Source organism: Solwaraspora sp. WMMA2101, from assembly GCF_049179175.1.
Lineage (GTDB): Bacteria > Actinomycetota > Actinomycetes > Mycobacteriales > Micromonosporaceae > Micromonospora_E.
Genome location: NZ_JBMHMA010000006.1, coordinates 2,587,784 through 2,603,543, shown reverse-complemented (window position 1 = coordinate 2,603,543; position 15,760 = coordinate 2,587,784). Strand labels below are relative to the sequence as shown.

Below are 15,760 nucleotides of genomic sequence, written 5' to 3'. Positions count from 1 at the left end.
ACAGCTCAGGGCTCCTCGGGCAGCAGACTTCGCAGCGTAGCGATCATCTCAGCCCGGGTCGTGGCCCCCAACTTGCCCCGGATCCTGGCCACGTGGTGCTCGACCGTCTTGGGGGACAGGAACAGCTGCGTGCCGATCTCCCGGTGGGTCCGGCCGGCCAGCACCAGCCGGGCGACCTCGACCTCCCGGTCGGACAGGCCGCCGTGCGAGGACCCCGGCGCGGTCTCGTCCGGGACGGGATCCGGCCGGGACAGCTCCCGGGCCCGCTCCAGCAGCCGGCGGGCGGCCGCCGCGTCGGTGGTCCGCACGGCTGCCTGACCGATCAGTCGGGACGACTCCCAGGGCAGCTCGGCGGCGACCAGCGCGGCGGCGTCCGTCAGCACCGCATCCGGATCCACGTCGCCGCGCAGGGCGGCGGACCATCGAGCGGCCGCCCGACACTGCGCCTGCTGCCGGAAACCGGCCGGGTCGAGGGAGCCCAACCGCGCGGCCGTCGCCTCGGCCGTGAGCGGATCCTCGTCGACGACGGCGATCTGCAGCCGGATCCACTCCACCGACACCGTCCACGCGGCCGGCCGGCCCAGCCGGTCCAGGATTGCGTCCAGGTCAGCCAGGACCGGAGCGATCCGTTGGTGCTGGCGTAGTCGGGCGGCGGCGACCAGCAGCTCCTCGACCACTTCCAACTGGGACAGGTCGACCGCCCGGCGGGCCAGCACCGGCTCGGCGACGGACCAGGCCGCCCGTAGCTGGGCGATGTCCCCACTGCGCCGGGCGATTCCCGCGGTGAGGCCGGCGTAGACCAGCCGCTCGCGCCCCGGCAGCGCGACACCGGCCAACCGGCGCAGCTCCGCGAGGGCCGAATCGTACCGACCGGTCCGCATCCGGACCCAGGCCAGCAACGTGCGATGCCGGTCGAGCGCGACGGGCCCGCCGCATCCGCTGGCCACCGCCCGTTCCAACAGGTGTTCGGCCGTCGCGCAGTCACCGGCGGCCACCGCGATCAGCGCGCCGATCGCGTGCGGCGGGTCCGGTACGGCGACCTGCGGCGGCGTCCGCTCGAAGCCCTCGGCGGCCTCGATCAGCAACGGCAGCGCCGCCTGCGGGTCCGCCATCGCCAGCGCCGCCTCGGCCAGTCGGCGTACCGGCAGCGGGGCCGACCCGGTCGCCGCCGACCGGGCGGCGGCCGGTTGCCCGGTCACCATCAGCGCCGGCACCGCGAGGACCGGGCCGGGCGGGTCGGCACCGAGCAGCGCCTCTGCCGCCCGGCCGGCCCGGCCGTCGTAGGCGGCCGCCGCCCCGGCGACCAGGGCGACCCGGCCGGCGTCGGCCGGTGCCTCGACCGGGCCGTCCAGGTCCACCGGCATCCCCAGCAGGGTCGCCGCCTCGGCCCGACCAGCTGCCACAGTGGACGGCTCGGCTCCGGCGTCCAGCGCGTCGTCGTACCAGGTGAGGGCGCTGCCAGGGTCGGTGAAGCGCAGCCGGTCGGCGGCCCGTCGGTAGACGTCGGCGGCGGTCGGGTTACGGGCCCGGGCGGCGCGCAGCTGCTCGGCGGCACGGACCGGGTCGGCATCGGTGGCCAGCAACGCCCGGGCCACGGTCTCGTGCAGCCGGCGGCGTTCCGTCGGTGGCAGCTCGACCAGCACGGCGCGGGCCACCGCCGGGATCAACCGTTCACCGTCCGGGGTCAGCAGTCCCGCGTCGCGTAGTGACCGCATCCCGGTGGCCGCCTCGGCCGGTTTCAGGCCGGCCGCCGTACAGACGGCCTCGTCGGCCAGGTCGAGTCCGAGGGCGAGGATCGCGGCCAGCCCGGCGATCTCCCGTCCGGGGCCGGCGAACCGCCGCTGCAGCCGGGCGACGAGGGTGGGCGGCGTACCGTCGGGGTCGGCGGCGATCTCGACGGCGATGGCGGCCAGCCCGGCCGAGGCCGTCTGGAGCGCCGTCACCTGCTCCGGCGTGGCCGGCCGGCCGACGGCCGCCTCGACCAGCGCGGCCAGGGCCGTCGGGGGGAGCGGACCCAGCTGCTCGACCGGGCCCTGACCGGCGACCACCCCGTCGAGGTCGGCGAGCTCCGCGGAGTCGATCGTGGGCCGACGGGCGAGCGCCATCGTCACCCCGGCGCGGGCCGCCACCGTCAGTGATCGGACCGTCTCAATGGAGAGTTGATGCGCGTCGTCGACCAGGACCAGGGCGCCGTCGACACGTGCCTGTTCGAGGAGAACGGCCAGGTCCGCGCCGGTCGCGGGAGTCACGCGTACGGTCGTACGGCCGGCGGACGCGGCGATCTCGTCGAGCCGTCGGGTCCGGCCGGAGCCGTCCACACCCACCACGACAGTCACCGGTGCAGCCCCTCCTTGCCCGCGTCAGTGAGGCAGTGTACGGACGGCTCCCGACTCCGCTGCAGGGCATGACGTCGTTCGCATGTACCGTGTACTCTCGGCCCGACCTGGGGGCCTGGTCCGCCGGATGCCGAGCAGGCACCGGGTGAGCCGTGTGGTGCCCCTCCCGGCGAGGCTGTCCAGCCGGTCAGCAACCCGTTGATCGACAGGTCAGCCGGGACGGTCCGTGGTCGGCCCGGGGTGACGGCCGACTCGCTGAGACGTAGGACACCTCCCGGCAGATCAGAAAGCAGCGGCGTGAAGAATGTGGAATCCGAGCTGGCCGGTACCCGCCCGCATCGGCAGCGCCTACCGGCGGTGACGTGATGAGCCTGATCGACCGCACCCGCAGCGTGCTCGGCCACGCCGTCGACGTCTACCGGGGCACCGCGTACGAACAGCGGCTCACCGCGGTGCGCGACCGCCTGGACGAACCACTGCGGGTCGCGATCGCCGGCCGGGTCAAGGCCGGCAAGTCCACCCTGCTCAACGCGTTGGTCGGTGACCGGCTGGCACCGACCGATGCCGGCGAGTGCACCCGGATCGTCACCTGGTACCAGGACGGGCACACCTACCGGGTGCTGGCCACGCCGACCGGAGGTGAGCCGCGTCAGCTGCGGTTCAGCCGCGAGGACGGCGCGATCGACGTCGACCTGGGCGATCTGACCGTCGACGACGTCGCGCAACTGGAGATCACCTGGCCGTCGCAGGCGCTACGTACCGTCACTCTGATCGACACGCCGGGCATCGGCTCACTGTCCGAACAGACCTCCCGGCGCGCCTGGGACCTGCTCGTCCCCGACGAGGAGGAGACCCCGGCCGACGCCGTCGTCTACCTGATGCGTCACCTGCACGCCAACGACGTCGACTTCCTCCGGGCCTTCCACGACGTGGAGGTGTCCCGACCCAACCCGGTCAACGCCATCGGCATCCTCTCCCGGGCCGACGAGATCGGCGTCGGCCGGCTCGACGCGATGGCCTCGGCCCGGCGGATCGCCGACCGGCTGAGCACCGACGCGAACGTCCGCCGGCTGGTGCAGTCGGTGGTCCCCGTCGCCGGTCTGCTCGCCGAGACCGCCGCCACCCTCACCGAGGTGGAGGTCGCCCAGCTGCGCCGGGTCGCCGAACTGCCGGTGGCCCAGGCGGAGCAGCTGCTGCTCTCCGCCGACCGGTTCGTGCAGCACCTGCCCGAGCTCGGCCTGACCACGATCGAACGGGAAGCGCTGCTCGGCCGGTTCGGCATGTTCGGGCTGCGGCTGTCGGCGGCGATGCTGCGCCACAACCCCGGCACCACCGCGACGGAACTTGCTCAGGAGTTGACCGAGCGCAGCGGTCTCACCCAGCTGCGCGAGGTCCTCACCTCGCTGTTCTTCGAGCGTCGTGACGTCCTCAAGGCCCGGTCGGCACTGCTGGCACTCTCCGACGTCACCCGGGTCTGCGTCCGGCCCGGCAGCGACCAGGTCGCCGGCGCGGTGGAGGAGATCATCGCCTCGGCGCATCCGTTCAACGAGCTGCGGGTGCTCTCCAGCCTGCGCGCCGGCTGGGTCACCGGCAAGGCGGCGGTCGTCGCCGAGCTGGAGCAGGTGATCGGCGGTGGCGGCGCGGCGGCGCACCAGCGGCTGCGGCTACCGGCCGACGCGAGTGCCGCCGAGGTGACCGAGGGCGCCATCGAGGCCCTGGGCCGCTGGCAGCGGCGCGCCGAGAGCCCGATGACCTCGTACGAGATGGCGATGGCCGCCCGAGTGGCGGTCCGGTCCTGCGAGGGCATCATCGCCGACCAGCGGCGGTCCGCGTGACCACCCGCCGGACCGTCGCCGTACGGTCGACCCCCCAGACCCGGCCATTCCTGTCTCCACACACTCCCTCGGAGCGACCACGATGTACGCACTTGGCATAGACCTCGGCACAACGTTCACAGCGGCGGCGATCTGGCGGGAAGGCCGGGTGGAGACCGTCTCGCTCGGCGGCCGTAGCGCGGCGATCCCCTCGGTGGTGCTGCTGCGGCAGGACGAGACGTTCCTCACCGGTGAGGCGGCCCACCGACGCGGACTGTCCGAGCCGAACCGGGTGGCCCGGGAGTTCAAGCGGCGGCTGGGCGACACCACCCCGATCCTGCTCGGCGGCGTACCGCAGTCGGCCGAGGCGCTGATGTCGCGCCTGCTCCACGCGGTGGTGGAGGAGGTCGCCCGTCGGGAGGGCGCCCTGCCGGCGTCGATCTGCGTGTCACACCCGGCCAACTGGGGTCCGTACAAGCTGGATCTGCTCCGGCAGGCGGTCCGGATGGCGAACCTCGAGGTGCCGGTGACGTACACCACCGAGCCGGCCGCCGCCGCGATCAACTACGCCGAGCAGCAGCGGATCGAGCCGGGTTCCATCGTCGCCGTCTACGACCTGGGCGGCGGCACGTTCGACGCGGCGATGCTGCGCAAGACCCCGACCGGCTTCGAGATCATGGGTCAGCCGGAGGGCATCGAGCGACTCGGCGGGATCGACTTCGACGCGGCGGTGTTCAACCACGTCCGTACCGCGCTCGGCGGCAAACTGGAGGAGCTCGACGAGGAGGACCCGGCGGCGATCGCCGCCGTGGCCCGGCTGCGTGACGAGTGCATCCAGGCCAAGGAGGCGCTGTCGTCGGACACCGACACCTCGATTCCGGTGCTGCTGCCCAACATCTCCACCGAGATCCGGCTCACCCGGGCCGAGCTCGAGGCGATGGTCCGTCCGGTGCTGCACGGCTCCATCGAGGCGCTGCACCGGGCGGTACGGTCCGCCGGCTGCTCGCCGGAGCAGCTGCACTCGGTGCTGCTGGTCGGCGGTTCGTCGCGGATGCCGATCGTCGCCCAACTGGTCGGCTCGGAGCTGGGCCGGCCGGTGGCGGTCGACGCACACCCGAAGTACTCGGTCTCCCTCGGCGCCGCCTGGTTGGCCGCCGCTGACGCGATGGGCCGACACGGTGCGGGTGCGGGCCACGCTGCGGTGACTCCGCCGGCTCCGGCCGCCCCGGCCGCACCGACCGCCCCGGTCGCACCGACCGCTCCGGTCACGTCGGCGTACCCGGCCGCGCCGCCGGCCGCCGCGTACCCGGCCGCGTCGACCCCTGCCGCGTCGGCGCCGGTCGCGCCGAGCGCCGCCGGTGGGGCGGTGGCCCGGGCGAGCGTCGGTACGACGTACCCCGCGCGGACCGAGACCTACTCCTCGGCCGGCTCCGTCGGCGCCGACGACACCCCGCCGGGGTCGTCGCGAAGTGCCGGCGACACTGCGGCGAAGCGTGGCCGTGGCCCGCTGCTGGTGGCCGCGGCGGTGGTCGTCGTGCTGCTCGCCGGCGGTGGGGTGACCTACGCCCTGACCAGCGGGCAGAACGACGACGGTCAGGTGGCGGCACCCGGTGACGGCGCGGCCCCCGGCCAGGGCCAGGAGCAGCCGGAGCCGGAGCAGGTCGTCGAGTCGGAGCCGTCCGCGCCGGAGGTTCCGGCCGACGAGCAGTGCACGGACGAGATCAAGAGCAACTGGACCTGGGTCTGCCTGACCTCGGCCCGGGTCGCCGAGGGCAAGTTCACCGTCGAGTACGACGCCGAGTTCGGCGACAACGAGCCGGCTGCCAACGGCGGCTGGCACCTGCACATCTACGGCAGCGACGGCACCACCCCGGCGGACCGGGTGATGGGCACCCACGTCTCCAGCGCCGAGCAGGGCTTCTGGTACGTCGAGGACAAGCAGCCGTCGGTGATCTGGACCGACGACCCGGCCTTCGTCAACGCCATCGGCGACTACCCGAAGGTGTGTGCCCGGATCGCGAACTCGTCGCACGCCCTGGTCAAGCACGACAACGGCAGCTACACCACCGGCAACTGCGTGAAGATCCGCTGGGAGTAGCCTCCCGCGCGGTCACGGACCAGCGGCGGCTGCGCCGGCGACGAGCTTGTCGCGGACGCAGCCGCTGTACCGTGCGCTCCGCCGGCAATTGATCTTCAATCCGGCGGTACGGGAATGCAATTCGCATCCTGGAAAGCTGAACGTGACTTCGCGCGAGCTCGGTTGCATATCGGTGGCTGCTCGCCCGACATTTCGGGATAGCCGGATTCGTCGTCGAGAATGTGAGACGGGTGACACCCCCGCCGTCGAAGATCGATTTCTCGTTGCACAATGACGGCGTGACGATGCCTGGGCCGGCTGACACTGATCAACACATGGTTCTGGTCGAGGTTCTGAAATTCCTCGAGTCAAACAATCGGTGGCCGAGATTCTGCGAGCTGGACAAGGTGATGGACACCGTTCACGGCCTGTCCGCAGAAGGGCTGCTCCACGACATCTCTCCGGAACTGGTGTGCGGCGTCACTCCTGACGCGCCCATCCCGGACGACCAATTGATCATGCTGACCGTGGCCGGGGCGCGGGCCACCGGGCGGGCGGATGATCTTCTCGACCTTTTCTTCCGGTCGGTACGGCTGGCGGTCAGCCGGGAACCGTCGGGCGAACCCGGAGTGCCGGTCCGGATCAGCAGTGCGGATGTCGGCACCAGACTGGGTTTCAAACGCAAGAACGTCAAGGATCTCCTACCCGCCCTGTACGCCCTGCTGCTCGTCGAACCGATGGGTTGGCGCACGGTGCCGACGGATGCGGCCAACGGCTGGCTGATCGAGGCTCCGGCCCGCGCGGTACGCAGGTTCCGCGAGGCCCACGACCTGCCGACCTACTGGGCCATCCGAAGCACCCCGGCCGAGCCCCGACCGAAGCAGTCCGGGTCGGAGCCGGCCAGGCAACGGGTGACGAGCGACCTCGGACAGATCTGGCCGGTCGTCGGCGCTGTTCCCGGCCTGATGATCCTGGCGGGGACGGCGACGTTGCTCGACAAGGCGCTGTTGCGAACCGTCGCGACGATAGCGCTGCTCTTCGCTGGCACCGCCCTGTTCCGCTGGTACCAGCGGGGTCTGCGCTGGCGGCGCCGCCGGTGGTGGACGACGCTCGTCGGCGCGGTCCTCGCGGTGACGGTGCTGACCATGTCGTTCCTCGTCGGCAGTAGTGGTGACAAGGCCGAAGCGGAGCCGTCGGACGAGAATGCCACGCCGGCGCCGCCGCACGGATCCTGTGTACAGATCACTGGCGTGACCTGCCGCAATCTGCGTCTGGCGGTCGGGCAGGGGTTCGACCTCGATGCGTGGCGGTTCGACGACGGCAACCGCAAGGATGTCCGGCTGGTCACCGCAGATCAGCTCGCACCGTACAACGAGGCGTCGCTCAGTACGGCTGTCCCGAAGCCGGCCGGCCCGCTCGACCCACGTGCCTGTTGGACCGCTGGAGTGTGGCAGCCCGAGCCGCAGGTCGCTGCGGAGGGCACCCGGCTCTGCGTCCGTACCGCCGGCAACGCCTACGCCGCGCTGGTGCGGACGTCGACGCCACCGACGGCGGCGTACGACGTGGAGTTCCTGGTCGCCGTGGCGACCTCGGATGTCACCCAGGGGATCTCGGAAGGCGCGCCGGTGGTCGTCGACAACCGGGTCACCGCCGGCAACCTGATGCGCGAGGACGTGTCGGCGTACCTCACCTCGGAGCCGGCCAACTGCGGGCAGCCGTGCGCCCTGGAGCAGACGCAGCTGCACAGCGGCGCGAAACTCAACGCGATCTGTCAGACGACCGGCCAGCAGCTCACCAACGGAAACCTCGGTGACCCGGCCGACGACGCCAACCCGTACCTCGACACGTCGAACCTCTGGTACAAGATCCGCTGGCCGGACGGGCGTACCGGCTTCCTGTCGGAGGTCTGGATCCGCAGCGCCGACCGGGGCGGCCTGGGGCTGCCGCTGTGCCGCTGAAACCCGCCCGGACGCCCGGACGCCGGTCAGCCCGATGACGTGACGACGCTGGGCCGGGGGCGGTCGCCGTACAGCCGCCCCTCGGTCGCCTTCACCGTCGCGACCAGGACGAACGACAGGGTGACCAGCAGCGACCAGGAGCCGAACTTGCTGGCGTGCACGAACGTCCAGACGTGCTCCTGGTCCGGGTAGGTCCAGGCCCCGAGGAACGTGGCGACGTTCTCCGCCACCCAGAGGAAGAAGCCGGTCAGCACGAACGCCAGCGCCAGCGGCATCCGTAGCCGGGCGTCGTCGACGGTGAAGTGCACCCAGGTACGCCGCAGCACGACCAGCAGCAGCGCGGCGAGGATCCAGCGCACGTCGGGCAGAAAGTGGTGGGTGAAGAAATTGGCGTACACGGCGACGGCGAGCACGGCCAGCGCAACCGGCCGGTAGCCGGTCACCCGCAGGTCCAGGCGACGCCATGCCTGACAGATGTACGAGCCGACCGCCGCGTACATGAACCCGGAGTAGAGCGGCACTCCGGCGACCCTGGTCAACGCCTCCTCGGGGTACGACCAGGAGCCGACCCGCACCTTGAACAGTTCCAGGGCCAGCCCGACCAGGTGGAATCCGGCGATGACGGCGACCTCCCGGCCGGTTTCCCAGCCGATGCGCCACAGTACGGCCGTCACCACGATCATGCAGATCAGCAGGGCGTCGTACCGGGGGATCGGCAGTGGAACCACCGACGTCACCGCCAGGCAGGTGAAGACGGCGACCGCGAAACCGCACGATTTCGCCTCGATCCAGGCGAAGCGCAGCAGCAGTACGGTGCCTCGCCGAAGGCCCGCTCCGGTCGACACCGCCGCCGTCATGTCCGTCATGATCCGGCACCTGCCCCGGCGACGCCAACCTTCCGGTGGTGAGCCGCAGGTTGTCGCAGGGCTGCCCGGCCGTCCCCTGGGGATAGATGGCGAATTGGGATGGAGGCCGAGATTACCACGATGGTCGTCTACGTCTGGCGAGTGGCATAAAAGTTATTGATGTGAATGCAAATAATCAACAAAAACTTATCGTGGTGTAGTGGTTGCCCCAATGTTAACATTGGTCAATCGCGAGACTTGTGATCACGGCCCGCGTCATGTCAATGCAGTTGCTGACGCCCAAGGGGGTGTGTAATGGCAAAGTGGGTCAAGCCTGAAATCCGTCCGACGGACTTCGCGGCCGCGATGGCGCTGCCAGGCGTGTGCGCCTGTGGTTGCAGCGGTGGTGCTGGGGCCGGCGCGGGATCCGGACGCTAAGACCGGCTGGCACCGATTCGCGGAGAATCAGTTTCTCCGCGAGACGACGAGTGCTGGCAGAAGAGTGCTGGTAAAAGGGTGCGGTCGGGCGGTAGTCGCAAGTGTCGGAACCGCCCGACCGCTTCCGCTCTCAAAAGGTGGTGATCATGCTTGTCGGGTTCCTGTCGTCCGACTCGGTTCCGGCGGATCTTGTCTATTTTCGGGACGGTGGTCGCAATCTCGTCGTCAACCCTGAGATAGGTGCCTGGCAGATCCTGGACGAATTCGAGATCGAGGTACTGCGGCGGTTGGCGAACGACCTCCCAGTTGGCGGGGATGAGCCGGATCGAACCGAGCGTCTCCTCGCCAGGTTGGTGATGGCGCGGCTGGTCTATCTGCCCGGCCAGCGGCCTGAGCTGCGGCAAGTCGACGCTCCGCTGAAACTTGTCTACTACGCGATCACCGATGGGTGCAATCTGCGCTGCCCGTACTGCTATGCCTCCTCCGAGAAGCGGCTGCCGGGCGAACTGGACACCCGGGAGTCGCTTGAACTGGTCGAACAGTCTGCGGACATGGGTGCCAGGACGATCATCTTCACCGGTGGCGAGCCGATGTTGCGTCGGGACCTCTTCGAGGTCGCCGGCCGGGTCCGGGAACTCGGAATGCAGGCGAACATCATTACCAACGCGACGCTCATCCGCAAACCTGAGACGGCCCGGCGGGTCGCGGAAACGTTCGCCGGAGTGACCGTCAGCATCGACGGGGGAACGGCGAAGACCCACGAGCGGACCCGGGGCGTGGGGACCTTCGCCAAGACCGTCGACGCCCTGCGGATGCTCAACACCTTCGGTGTGCGCCCAATGATCAATCATGTGGTCTCTGAGGACAACGTCGGCGAACTCGCTGACCTGTCCGTCCTTTTCGCGGACATCGACGTCGCGCACGTACGCCTGATGCATCACAGCGGTCTCGGTAGGGGAGCGACCGACGACTCGTCGTTCGGTTGGTCCGGCTACCAGACCGCACACCGGTTCGTCTGGACCGATCCGCGGGCACAGAACCTCTTGCCCGACGGTCCGCTCGGACAGCGATCGTGCGACACGAAAATCAACTGCGGTATCGGCGGCAACGAGATCTACGTCAACTCGCTCGGCGACGTGTACCCGTGCAAGCTCGTCACCGAACGCCACCACAAGGTAGGCAACATCCGCAGCACCGGGCTACGGGAACTGTTCGGGTCGCCGATGCTCGCTGATCTGCGCACGAGCGCCGTCTTTGCCGGCGACAATCTCGCCGACTGTCGTCGCTGCTACATCCGTGGGGCCTGCGCGGGCGGCTGCCGGGCGTACCACATGGCAGCGACCGGTGACCTGAAGCGCAACTCGCGAGCGCTGTGCCGGGTGTTGCGACATCAGATGATCACTTCGATGTGGGTCGCGGCCGGCGCCGGCCGCGAGACCGTACTGAGCAACGAGGACGAGGCGTTCCTGCCACTGATGATCGCTACCGGCAGCGTGCACCCGGTCTACGAGGACTGGAAGAAGGAAGCCGCGCTGCTCGCCCCGTACGCCGGCGCCACGTCCCAGCCGCAACCCGCACACCGGCGACAACTGCCGGTCACCGCTGTCCGGAGGTCGTGATGGGGTGGGTGGTCAGTCCCAGCGTCGTCTGGGTCGATTCGCCGGACGAGATCCAGATCTACGACACCACAGCTGGAGAGTTCCAGACCCTCAACGCCACTGCGGCGGCCATCTGGCGACAGCTGGTCCAGACCGGCGACGAGGATGCCATCGTGGCCGGTCTCGCCGAGGAATTCGGAGCAGAGGATGACAACCAACGCGGCCTCATCGCCGACGACACTGGTCGGTTCATCGAGCAGCTCGCAGCGCAGGGCCTCATCCGCGTCGAGCCATCCGGCCCGGACCCCTCCGCCGCCGGCTCCTGAGCCGGCCAGCATCGTCCCGATCGACCTGATCGCACAGGGGCTACGGAAGTTCGGCCGCGTCACCGTGCCGGTCGACGGCCGGAGCATGCATCCCACGCTCCAGCCGGGCGAGCGGGTCCAGGTCCACCCTGTCCCCGACAGCGGGCTACGCCCCGGTGACGTCGTGGCGGTGCGCTACCGCGACCAACTGGTGCTGCACCGCGTACATGCGCTCGTCGACGACTGGGTGACGACGGCGGGCGACAGCCGCGACCTGTTCGACCCGCCGATGCCGATGGCGGATGTCGTCGGTGTCGTCCCCGGGATCGTCGCCCGCCCCGCGCCCCGCCGGTGGCCGCCCGCCGGCCGGGCCGTGCCGCCGGCCGCCGCCGTCGACCTGCCGGTGACCGTCTGGATCATCACCGACGATCCGTCGACCGGGCCGCCGTCGGGCCTGCCGGCCGGCTGGCGGGTGCGTGTCAGACCGGCGTACGGCATCGGAGTGGACGCCGTGGTCCTGGCCGAGCTGCGGGCGGAGTTGGCGGACCGGCCCTGCGTCGGGGTCACCGAGCACGCGGTACACGCCGTCGGCGAGGTCGTCGACGGGCCGCTGCCCCCCGGTACACAGATCGTCGTCGGTGGTTCCTTCGGCCAGCTCGACGACGATCTTCCCGGGTACCTCATCCCGCCGGAACTGGCCGAGGTACGGGTGCGCTGCGGACCGCCCCGGGTCCGCGTTTCCCCACTGGCCGCGCTTTCGGCCGTGCTCCGGGCGGTGGTCCCGGTCCCGGTCCAAACCACTGGTGGAGGCAGCTGATGACCGCGATCGTCGTTGCCGCCGGACTGACGAAGAAGTACCAGGCCATGTCCCGTCCGGCGCTGTCCGACGTCTCGTTCACCCTCGACCAGGGAGAGGTGATCGGCCTGCTCGGCCCGAACGGGGCCGGTAAGACGACCCTGGTGAAACTCATGTGCGGCATCACGTCCCGGTCGGCGGGTGCGCTGACGGTGTGCGGTGGGGACCCGATCGCCGACGCGGCCACGGTGAAGCAGGCGATCGCCGCCGTGCACCAGTCGGGACCGATGGACAACATGCTGCCCGCGATCGACCAGGTAAGGATCGCGGCGGCGTTCCGCGGGCTGCGCTGGCGTGACGTGCGGCGCCGGGTCGACGAGATGCTGTCCCTGTTCGACCTGCAGGAGGTCGCCGGGCAACTGGCGTTCACCCTCTCCGGCGGGCAGCGGCGTCGCCTGCAACTGGTCCGGGCGTTGCTCACCGTGCCGAGCCTGCTGATCCTCGACGAGCCCTCCGCCGGGCTCGACGTCCAGGGGCGGCGGCAGATGTGGGAACTGATCGCGAAGCTGAACGTCGAACACGGCACCACGATCATCTGGACCAGTCACTACATCGAGGAGATCGAACGGAACTGCTCCCGGGTGCTGATCATCGACCGGGGGAGACTGTCCGCTGACGACGCGCCCGCCACGCTGGTCGCCAGGTACGGCGAACAGTCGGTTCTGGTGCGGCTACCGGACGTGGAGGATCGTGACCGGCTGCAGGCACTGCTCCCGGCGGCCCGCGTCACCGCCGCCGACGAGGCCGCCTTCACCCTCGATGCCGCTGGGGCCGACGACCATCTGCCCAGCGTGATCGACCTCGTTCGAGGCGCTGCGGTACGGGGCGCCACGATCGAGTTCCGTACCCCGTCACTCGAAGATGCCTACGTCGCCCTGGTGGATCAGGGCCGGGAAGGTGTGACCGCGTGAACGCCACGACACCGTCGACCGGATCGGTGCTGGTCGCGCCCACCCGAGGCGGGACGCCCCAGGTCGCGCCGTCCGCCCGCCGGGCCGACCGGGTGCGGCTGCGGGGCCGCAGCGGTCTGCGGGCGATCGTCTACCGCGAGTTCCTGCTGTTGACCCGCAACCGCACCAACCTGTTGCTGGCGGTGCTGCCGACCGCCATCTACCTGCTGCTGTTCGCCACGTCGCTGACGAAACTGGTCGGCAGCGTCACGTACCAGGGGATCAGCGTCGGGTACGCCGAGTTCGCCATCCCCGCGATCATGCTGTCGTCGATGCTCGCCGCGACCACGACCACCGGGACCTCCCTGTTCCAGGAGGAGATGGGCGGGATGGCGGTCGAGCTGTGGTCCTATCCGATGAGCCGGGCGGGCTACATCGCGGGGAAGATCCTCGCCACCACCGGTCTGGTGATCGCGCAGAGCGTGGCCGCCCTGCTCGTCGGGGTGCTGTTGTTCGACCTGGGCTGGCCGTTGGCCAACTGGGCCGCCCTCGGGGCGGGTACGGTCGTGGTGTCGCTGACGTTCAACGGCCTCTATCTGCTGTTCGCGTCACTCGTTCGCGACTTTCAGCGGTTCATGGTGCTGATCAACGTGCTCGGTCCGTTCCTGCTCTTCTCCAGCCCGTCGTTCTACCCGGTGGAGCAGATGCCGGAGGTGCTCCGGTGGCTGTCGGTGGTGAACCCGGTGACCTACGGAATCTCCTGCCTGCGTAGTGGTGCGCTGTTCGGCTGGCAGGCGATGTGGCCGACCGCGCTCGGCATGCTGGCCGTCGCCGTCGTCCTGTTCGCGGCGATCTCGGTCGTGCTGACCCGCCGGGTGCGGGAACTGTGAGCCGGGTCGGCCTCAGCCGACCCGCAGCGGGCCCGGCTCGGGGTCGCGGTCGTCGACGCCGCCGACCGAACCGAGCTGCATGAAGCGCCGGAGCGCATGCTCGACCGTCGAGCCGACGGGTGCGGCGGTGTGCGGTGTCCGCCGTACCCGGGCCGGCCGTCGGCGATCCGACTCGACCAGCGTGCCTCGATGACTGCGACCCTGTCCCACGGCAAACTCCGTACCCTCGAGCGTGGTCTGTCCCACACGGTCCGGCCCCACTCTATCGTTGCCGACGGTGATCGTCGAAACATGCCCGCCGCAGCTGGGCGCGCGGCTGCCGCCACGTCGCCGGTGGTGCTGCGGCACCCGTCACCCGTTGGCGAGAAATCCGGTGCTGGCCTGTGTTTTCGCGTGCTCCACTACGGACAGTGGAACACAGGCGGACCGCGCGGTCGACGCTGCGTCACGAGCGTGGCGGTCGGGTCGTGTCAGGTCACGTCACGACCGTCCGTTGTCACTGTGAGTTACTGTCGTGCCGGGTGGCGGCGCCGGTCCGGTAGCGTCGTACCGGACGGGACGTCGTCCGATGGGGAGGGTGTGCGCGTGGGTTCGGTCGAAGAGGTCAAGGCAGGGGTCGCCCGGTTCGGTGACGAGCTCGGCCAGCAGGTCGGTGCGATCCGGGCGAGCGCGGAGGCGCTGAGCAGCAGCGGGGCCGCGTTGCGGGCGATCACCAGCGGGTCGAGCCACTCGCAGGTGGCCGAGACGATCGCCAAGGTGGAGCAGGCCAAGCAGAAGCTGGCCGAGGCGGCGGCGCTGGCGCAGAGCGCGATCGAGTCCAGCCGCGGCTACGCCGCGAGTTTCTGACCCGATGGCGTCACTGGACGACCTGCTTGCGGTCGCCGTGCAGGCGGCCGCCCGTGGGGCGGAACTGATGCGGACCCGCGAGCCGGGGCGGCTGGCCGGCAAGGGCGACCGGGACTACGCCTCCGAAGTGGACCTCGCGGTGGAGCGGGACCTGCGGACCTTCCTCGCCGAACGGACCCCGCACATCGGGTTCCTCGGCGAAGAGGAGGGCACCAGCGGTGCCGCGACCGACGGCGAGCAGTGGGTGCTGGACCCGATCGACGGCACGGTCAACTTCGCGCACGGCGTACCGCTGTGCGGGGTGTCCCTGGCCCTGGTCCGCGACCGCCGCCCGGTGGTTGGCGTGGTCGAGTTGCCGTTGCTGGCCGCCCGGTACACCGCGACCGCCGGTGGCGGCGCGTGGCGCGACGGCGAGCCGATCCGGATCCGGGGTGCGGCGCGGCTGTCCGACGCGCTGGCCAACCTCGGTGACTACGGGGTCGGGGCAGGGTCGGGGGAGCGCAACGCCGTCCGGTTCGCGCTCACCCGGCAGGTCGCCCACCGTGCCCTGCGGGTGCGGATGCTCGGGTCGGCCGCGATCGACCTGGTCTGGGTCGCCGACGGCCGCACCGACGTGTCGATCACCCTGTCGAACAAGCCGTGGGACATGGCCGCCGGCACCCTCATCGCCCGCGAGGCCGGGGCGGCGGTCGTCGACGTCGACGGTACGCCGCACACCCTCGACTCGTCGGCCACGATCGCCGCGCCGCCGCCACTGCTCGACGAGGTGCTGACGATGGTGGCGGCCGCGGTCGCGGAGGCCGGCGCGGCGGCGCAGGCGGGTGGTGCGGTGCCGGAGTCCGGCGCGGTGGCACCGGGTGCGGGCTTGCTCACACCTCGGGACGACCAGGTGCCCTGAGCTGTCCAC

General features: G+C 70.6%; 14 protein-coding genes. 11 read left to right on the top strand and 3 right to left on the bottom strand.

Going from position 1 to position 15,760, the window contains the following annotated elements:
- Positions 1–5: 5 nt before the first annotated feature.
- A complete protein-coding gene (locus ACN28F_RS12620; RefSeq protein ID WP_421357871.1) occupies positions 6–2,336 on the bottom strand; it encodes a LuxR C-terminal-related transcriptional regulator in 2,331 nt (776 codons plus the stop codon).
- A 365-nt stretch (positions 2,337–2,701) separates the two neighbouring features.
- Here ACN28F_RS12620 and ACN28F_RS12615 point away from each other — a divergent pair, with 365 nt between their 5' ends.
- From ACN28F_RS12615 to ACN28F_RS12605, 3 genes are all read left to right on the top strand, one after another.
- Positions 2,702–4,171, top strand: a complete 1,470-nt coding sequence (locus ACN28F_RS12615; protein ID WP_289208159.1) for a dynamin family protein — start codon at positions 2,702–2,704, stop codon at positions 4,169–4,171.
- Positions 4,172–4,253: 82 nt separating this feature from the next.
- Complete coding sequence (locus tag ACN28F_RS12610; protein ID WP_421357869.1) at positions 4,254–6,248, top strand: Hsp70 family protein; 1,995 nt, start codon at positions 4,254–4,256, stop codon at positions 6,246–6,248.
- A 389-nt stretch (positions 6,249–6,637) separates the two neighbouring features.
- Entirely contained in the window at positions 6,638–8,185 is a 1,548-nt protein-coding gene (locus tag ACN28F_RS12605; RefSeq protein ID WP_421357867.1) for a hypothetical protein, read from the top strand.
- Between the two features lie 26 nt (positions 8,186–8,211).
- Here the strand turns inward: ACN28F_RS12605 and ACN28F_RS12600 are convergent, their stop codons facing one another.
- Positions 8,212–9,051, bottom strand: coding sequence for a DUF817 domain-containing protein (locus ACN28F_RS12600; protein ID WP_289208156.1), 840 nt, complete (start codon positions 9,049–9,051; stop codon positions 8,212–8,214).
- Between the two features lie 294 nt (positions 9,052–9,345).
- Here ACN28F_RS12600 and stsA point away from each other — a divergent pair, with 294 nt between their 5' ends.
- The 6 genes from stsA (at position 9,346) to ACN28F_RS12570 (ending at position 14,007) form a co-directional block, all read left to right on the top strand.
- The gene (gene stsA / locus ACN28F_RS12595) at positions 9,346–9,468 is read left to right on the top strand and encodes a StsA family sactipeptide RiPP (protein ID WP_353850482.1); all 123 of its coding nucleotides are present in this window, start codon (positions 9,346–9,348) and stop codon (positions 9,466–9,468) included.
- A gap of 146 nt (positions 9,469–9,614) precedes the next feature.
- A complete protein-coding gene (gene stsB / locus ACN28F_RS12590) occupies positions 9,615–11,087 on the top strand; it encodes a StsB family radical SAM/SPASM domain sactipeptide maturase (protein WP_421357864.1) in 1,473 nt (490 codons plus the stop codon).
- The gene (locus tag ACN28F_RS12585) at positions 11,087–11,392 is read left to right on the top strand and encodes a PqqD family protein (RefSeq protein WP_289208154.1); all 306 of its coding nucleotides are present in this window, start codon (positions 11,087–11,089) and stop codon (positions 11,390–11,392) included. The genes stsB and ACN28F_RS12585 overlap by 1 nt, the downstream gene beginning before the upstream one ends.
- Positions 11,393–11,477: 85 nt before the next feature.
- On the top strand, positions 11,478–12,188 hold the full coding sequence (locus ACN28F_RS12580; protein ID WP_289208153.1) for a S24/S26 family peptidase: 711 nt from the start codon (positions 11,478–11,480) through the stop codon (positions 12,186–12,188).
- Positions 12,188–13,138 carry an ABC transporter ATP-binding protein gene (locus ACN28F_RS12575; RefSeq protein WP_289208152.1) on the top strand — a complete coding sequence of 317 codons (951 nt, stop codon included), beginning with the start codon at positions 12,188–12,190 and terminating at the stop codon, positions 13,136–13,138. The genes ACN28F_RS12580 and ACN28F_RS12575 overlap by 1 nt, the downstream gene beginning before the upstream one ends.
- The gene (locus tag ACN28F_RS12570; protein ID WP_289208151.1) at positions 13,135–14,007 is read left to right on the top strand and encodes an ABC transporter permease; all 873 of its coding nucleotides are present in this window, start codon (positions 13,135–13,137) and stop codon (positions 14,005–14,007) included. The genes ACN28F_RS12575 and ACN28F_RS12570 overlap by 4 nt, the downstream gene beginning before the upstream one ends.
- A 12-nt stretch (positions 14,008–14,019) precedes the next feature.
- Here ACN28F_RS12570 and ACN28F_RS12565 read toward each other — a convergent pair whose 3' ends face one another.
- The gene (locus ACN28F_RS12565) at positions 14,020–14,217 is read right to left on the bottom strand and encodes a hypothetical protein (protein ID WP_289208150.1); all 198 of its coding nucleotides are present in this window, start codon (positions 14,215–14,217) and stop codon (positions 14,020–14,022) included.
- Between the two features lie 375 nt (positions 14,218–14,592).
- Here ACN28F_RS12565 and ACN28F_RS12560 point away from each other — a divergent pair, with 375 nt between their 5' ends.
- Together ACN28F_RS12560 and ACN28F_RS12555 are read left to right on the top strand one after the other, a co-directional pair.
- Complete coding sequence (locus ACN28F_RS12560) at positions 14,593–14,853, top strand: hypothetical protein (protein WP_282225283.1); 261 nt, start codon at positions 14,593–14,595, stop codon at positions 14,851–14,853.
- A 4-nt stretch (positions 14,854–14,857) separates the two neighbouring features.
- A complete protein-coding gene (locus ACN28F_RS12555) occupies positions 14,858–15,751 on the top strand; it encodes an inositol monophosphatase family protein (protein ID WP_289208149.1) in 894 nt (297 codons plus the stop codon).
- Positions 15,752–15,760 lie beyond the last annotated feature (9 nt).

Coding starts and splice junctions, on each gene's coding strand:
- ACN28F_RS12575 (WP_289208152.1), top strand. CDS start 12,188: ATGACCGCGATCGTCGTTGCCGCCGGACTGACGAAGAAGTACCAGGCC.
- ACN28F_RS12555 (WP_289208149.1), top strand. CDS start 14,858: ATGGCGTCACTGGACGACCTGCTTGCGGTCGCCGTGCAGGCGGCCGCC.
- ACN28F_RS12615 (WP_289208159.1), top strand. CDS start 2,702: ATGAGCCTGATCGACCGCACCCGCAGCGTGCTCGGCCACGCCGTCGAC.
- ACN28F_RS12580 (WP_289208153.1), top strand. CDS start 11,478: ATGCATCCCACGCTCCAGCCGGGCGAGCGGGTCCAGGTCCACCCTGTC.
- stsA (WP_353850482.1), top strand. CDS start 9,346: ATGGCAAAGTGGGTCAAGCCTGAAATCCGTCCGACGGACTTCGCGGCC.
- ACN28F_RS12600 (WP_289208156.1), bottom strand. CDS start 9,051: ATGACGGACATGACGGCGGCGGTGTCGACCGGAGCGGGCCTTCGGCGA.
- ACN28F_RS12585 (WP_289208154.1), top strand. CDS start 11,087: ATGGGGTGGGTGGTCAGTCCCAGCGTCGTCTGGGTCGATTCGCCGGAC.
- ACN28F_RS12605 (WP_421357867.1), top strand. CDS start 6,638: ATGGACACCGTTCACGGCCTGTCCGCAGAAGGGCTGCTCCACGACATC.
- stsB (WP_421357864.1), top strand. CDS start 9,615: ATGCTTGTCGGGTTCCTGTCGTCCGACTCGGTTCCGGCGGATCTTGTC.
- ACN28F_RS12610 (WP_421357869.1), top strand. CDS start 4,254: ATGTACGCACTTGGCATAGACCTCGGCACAACGTTCACAGCGGCGGCG.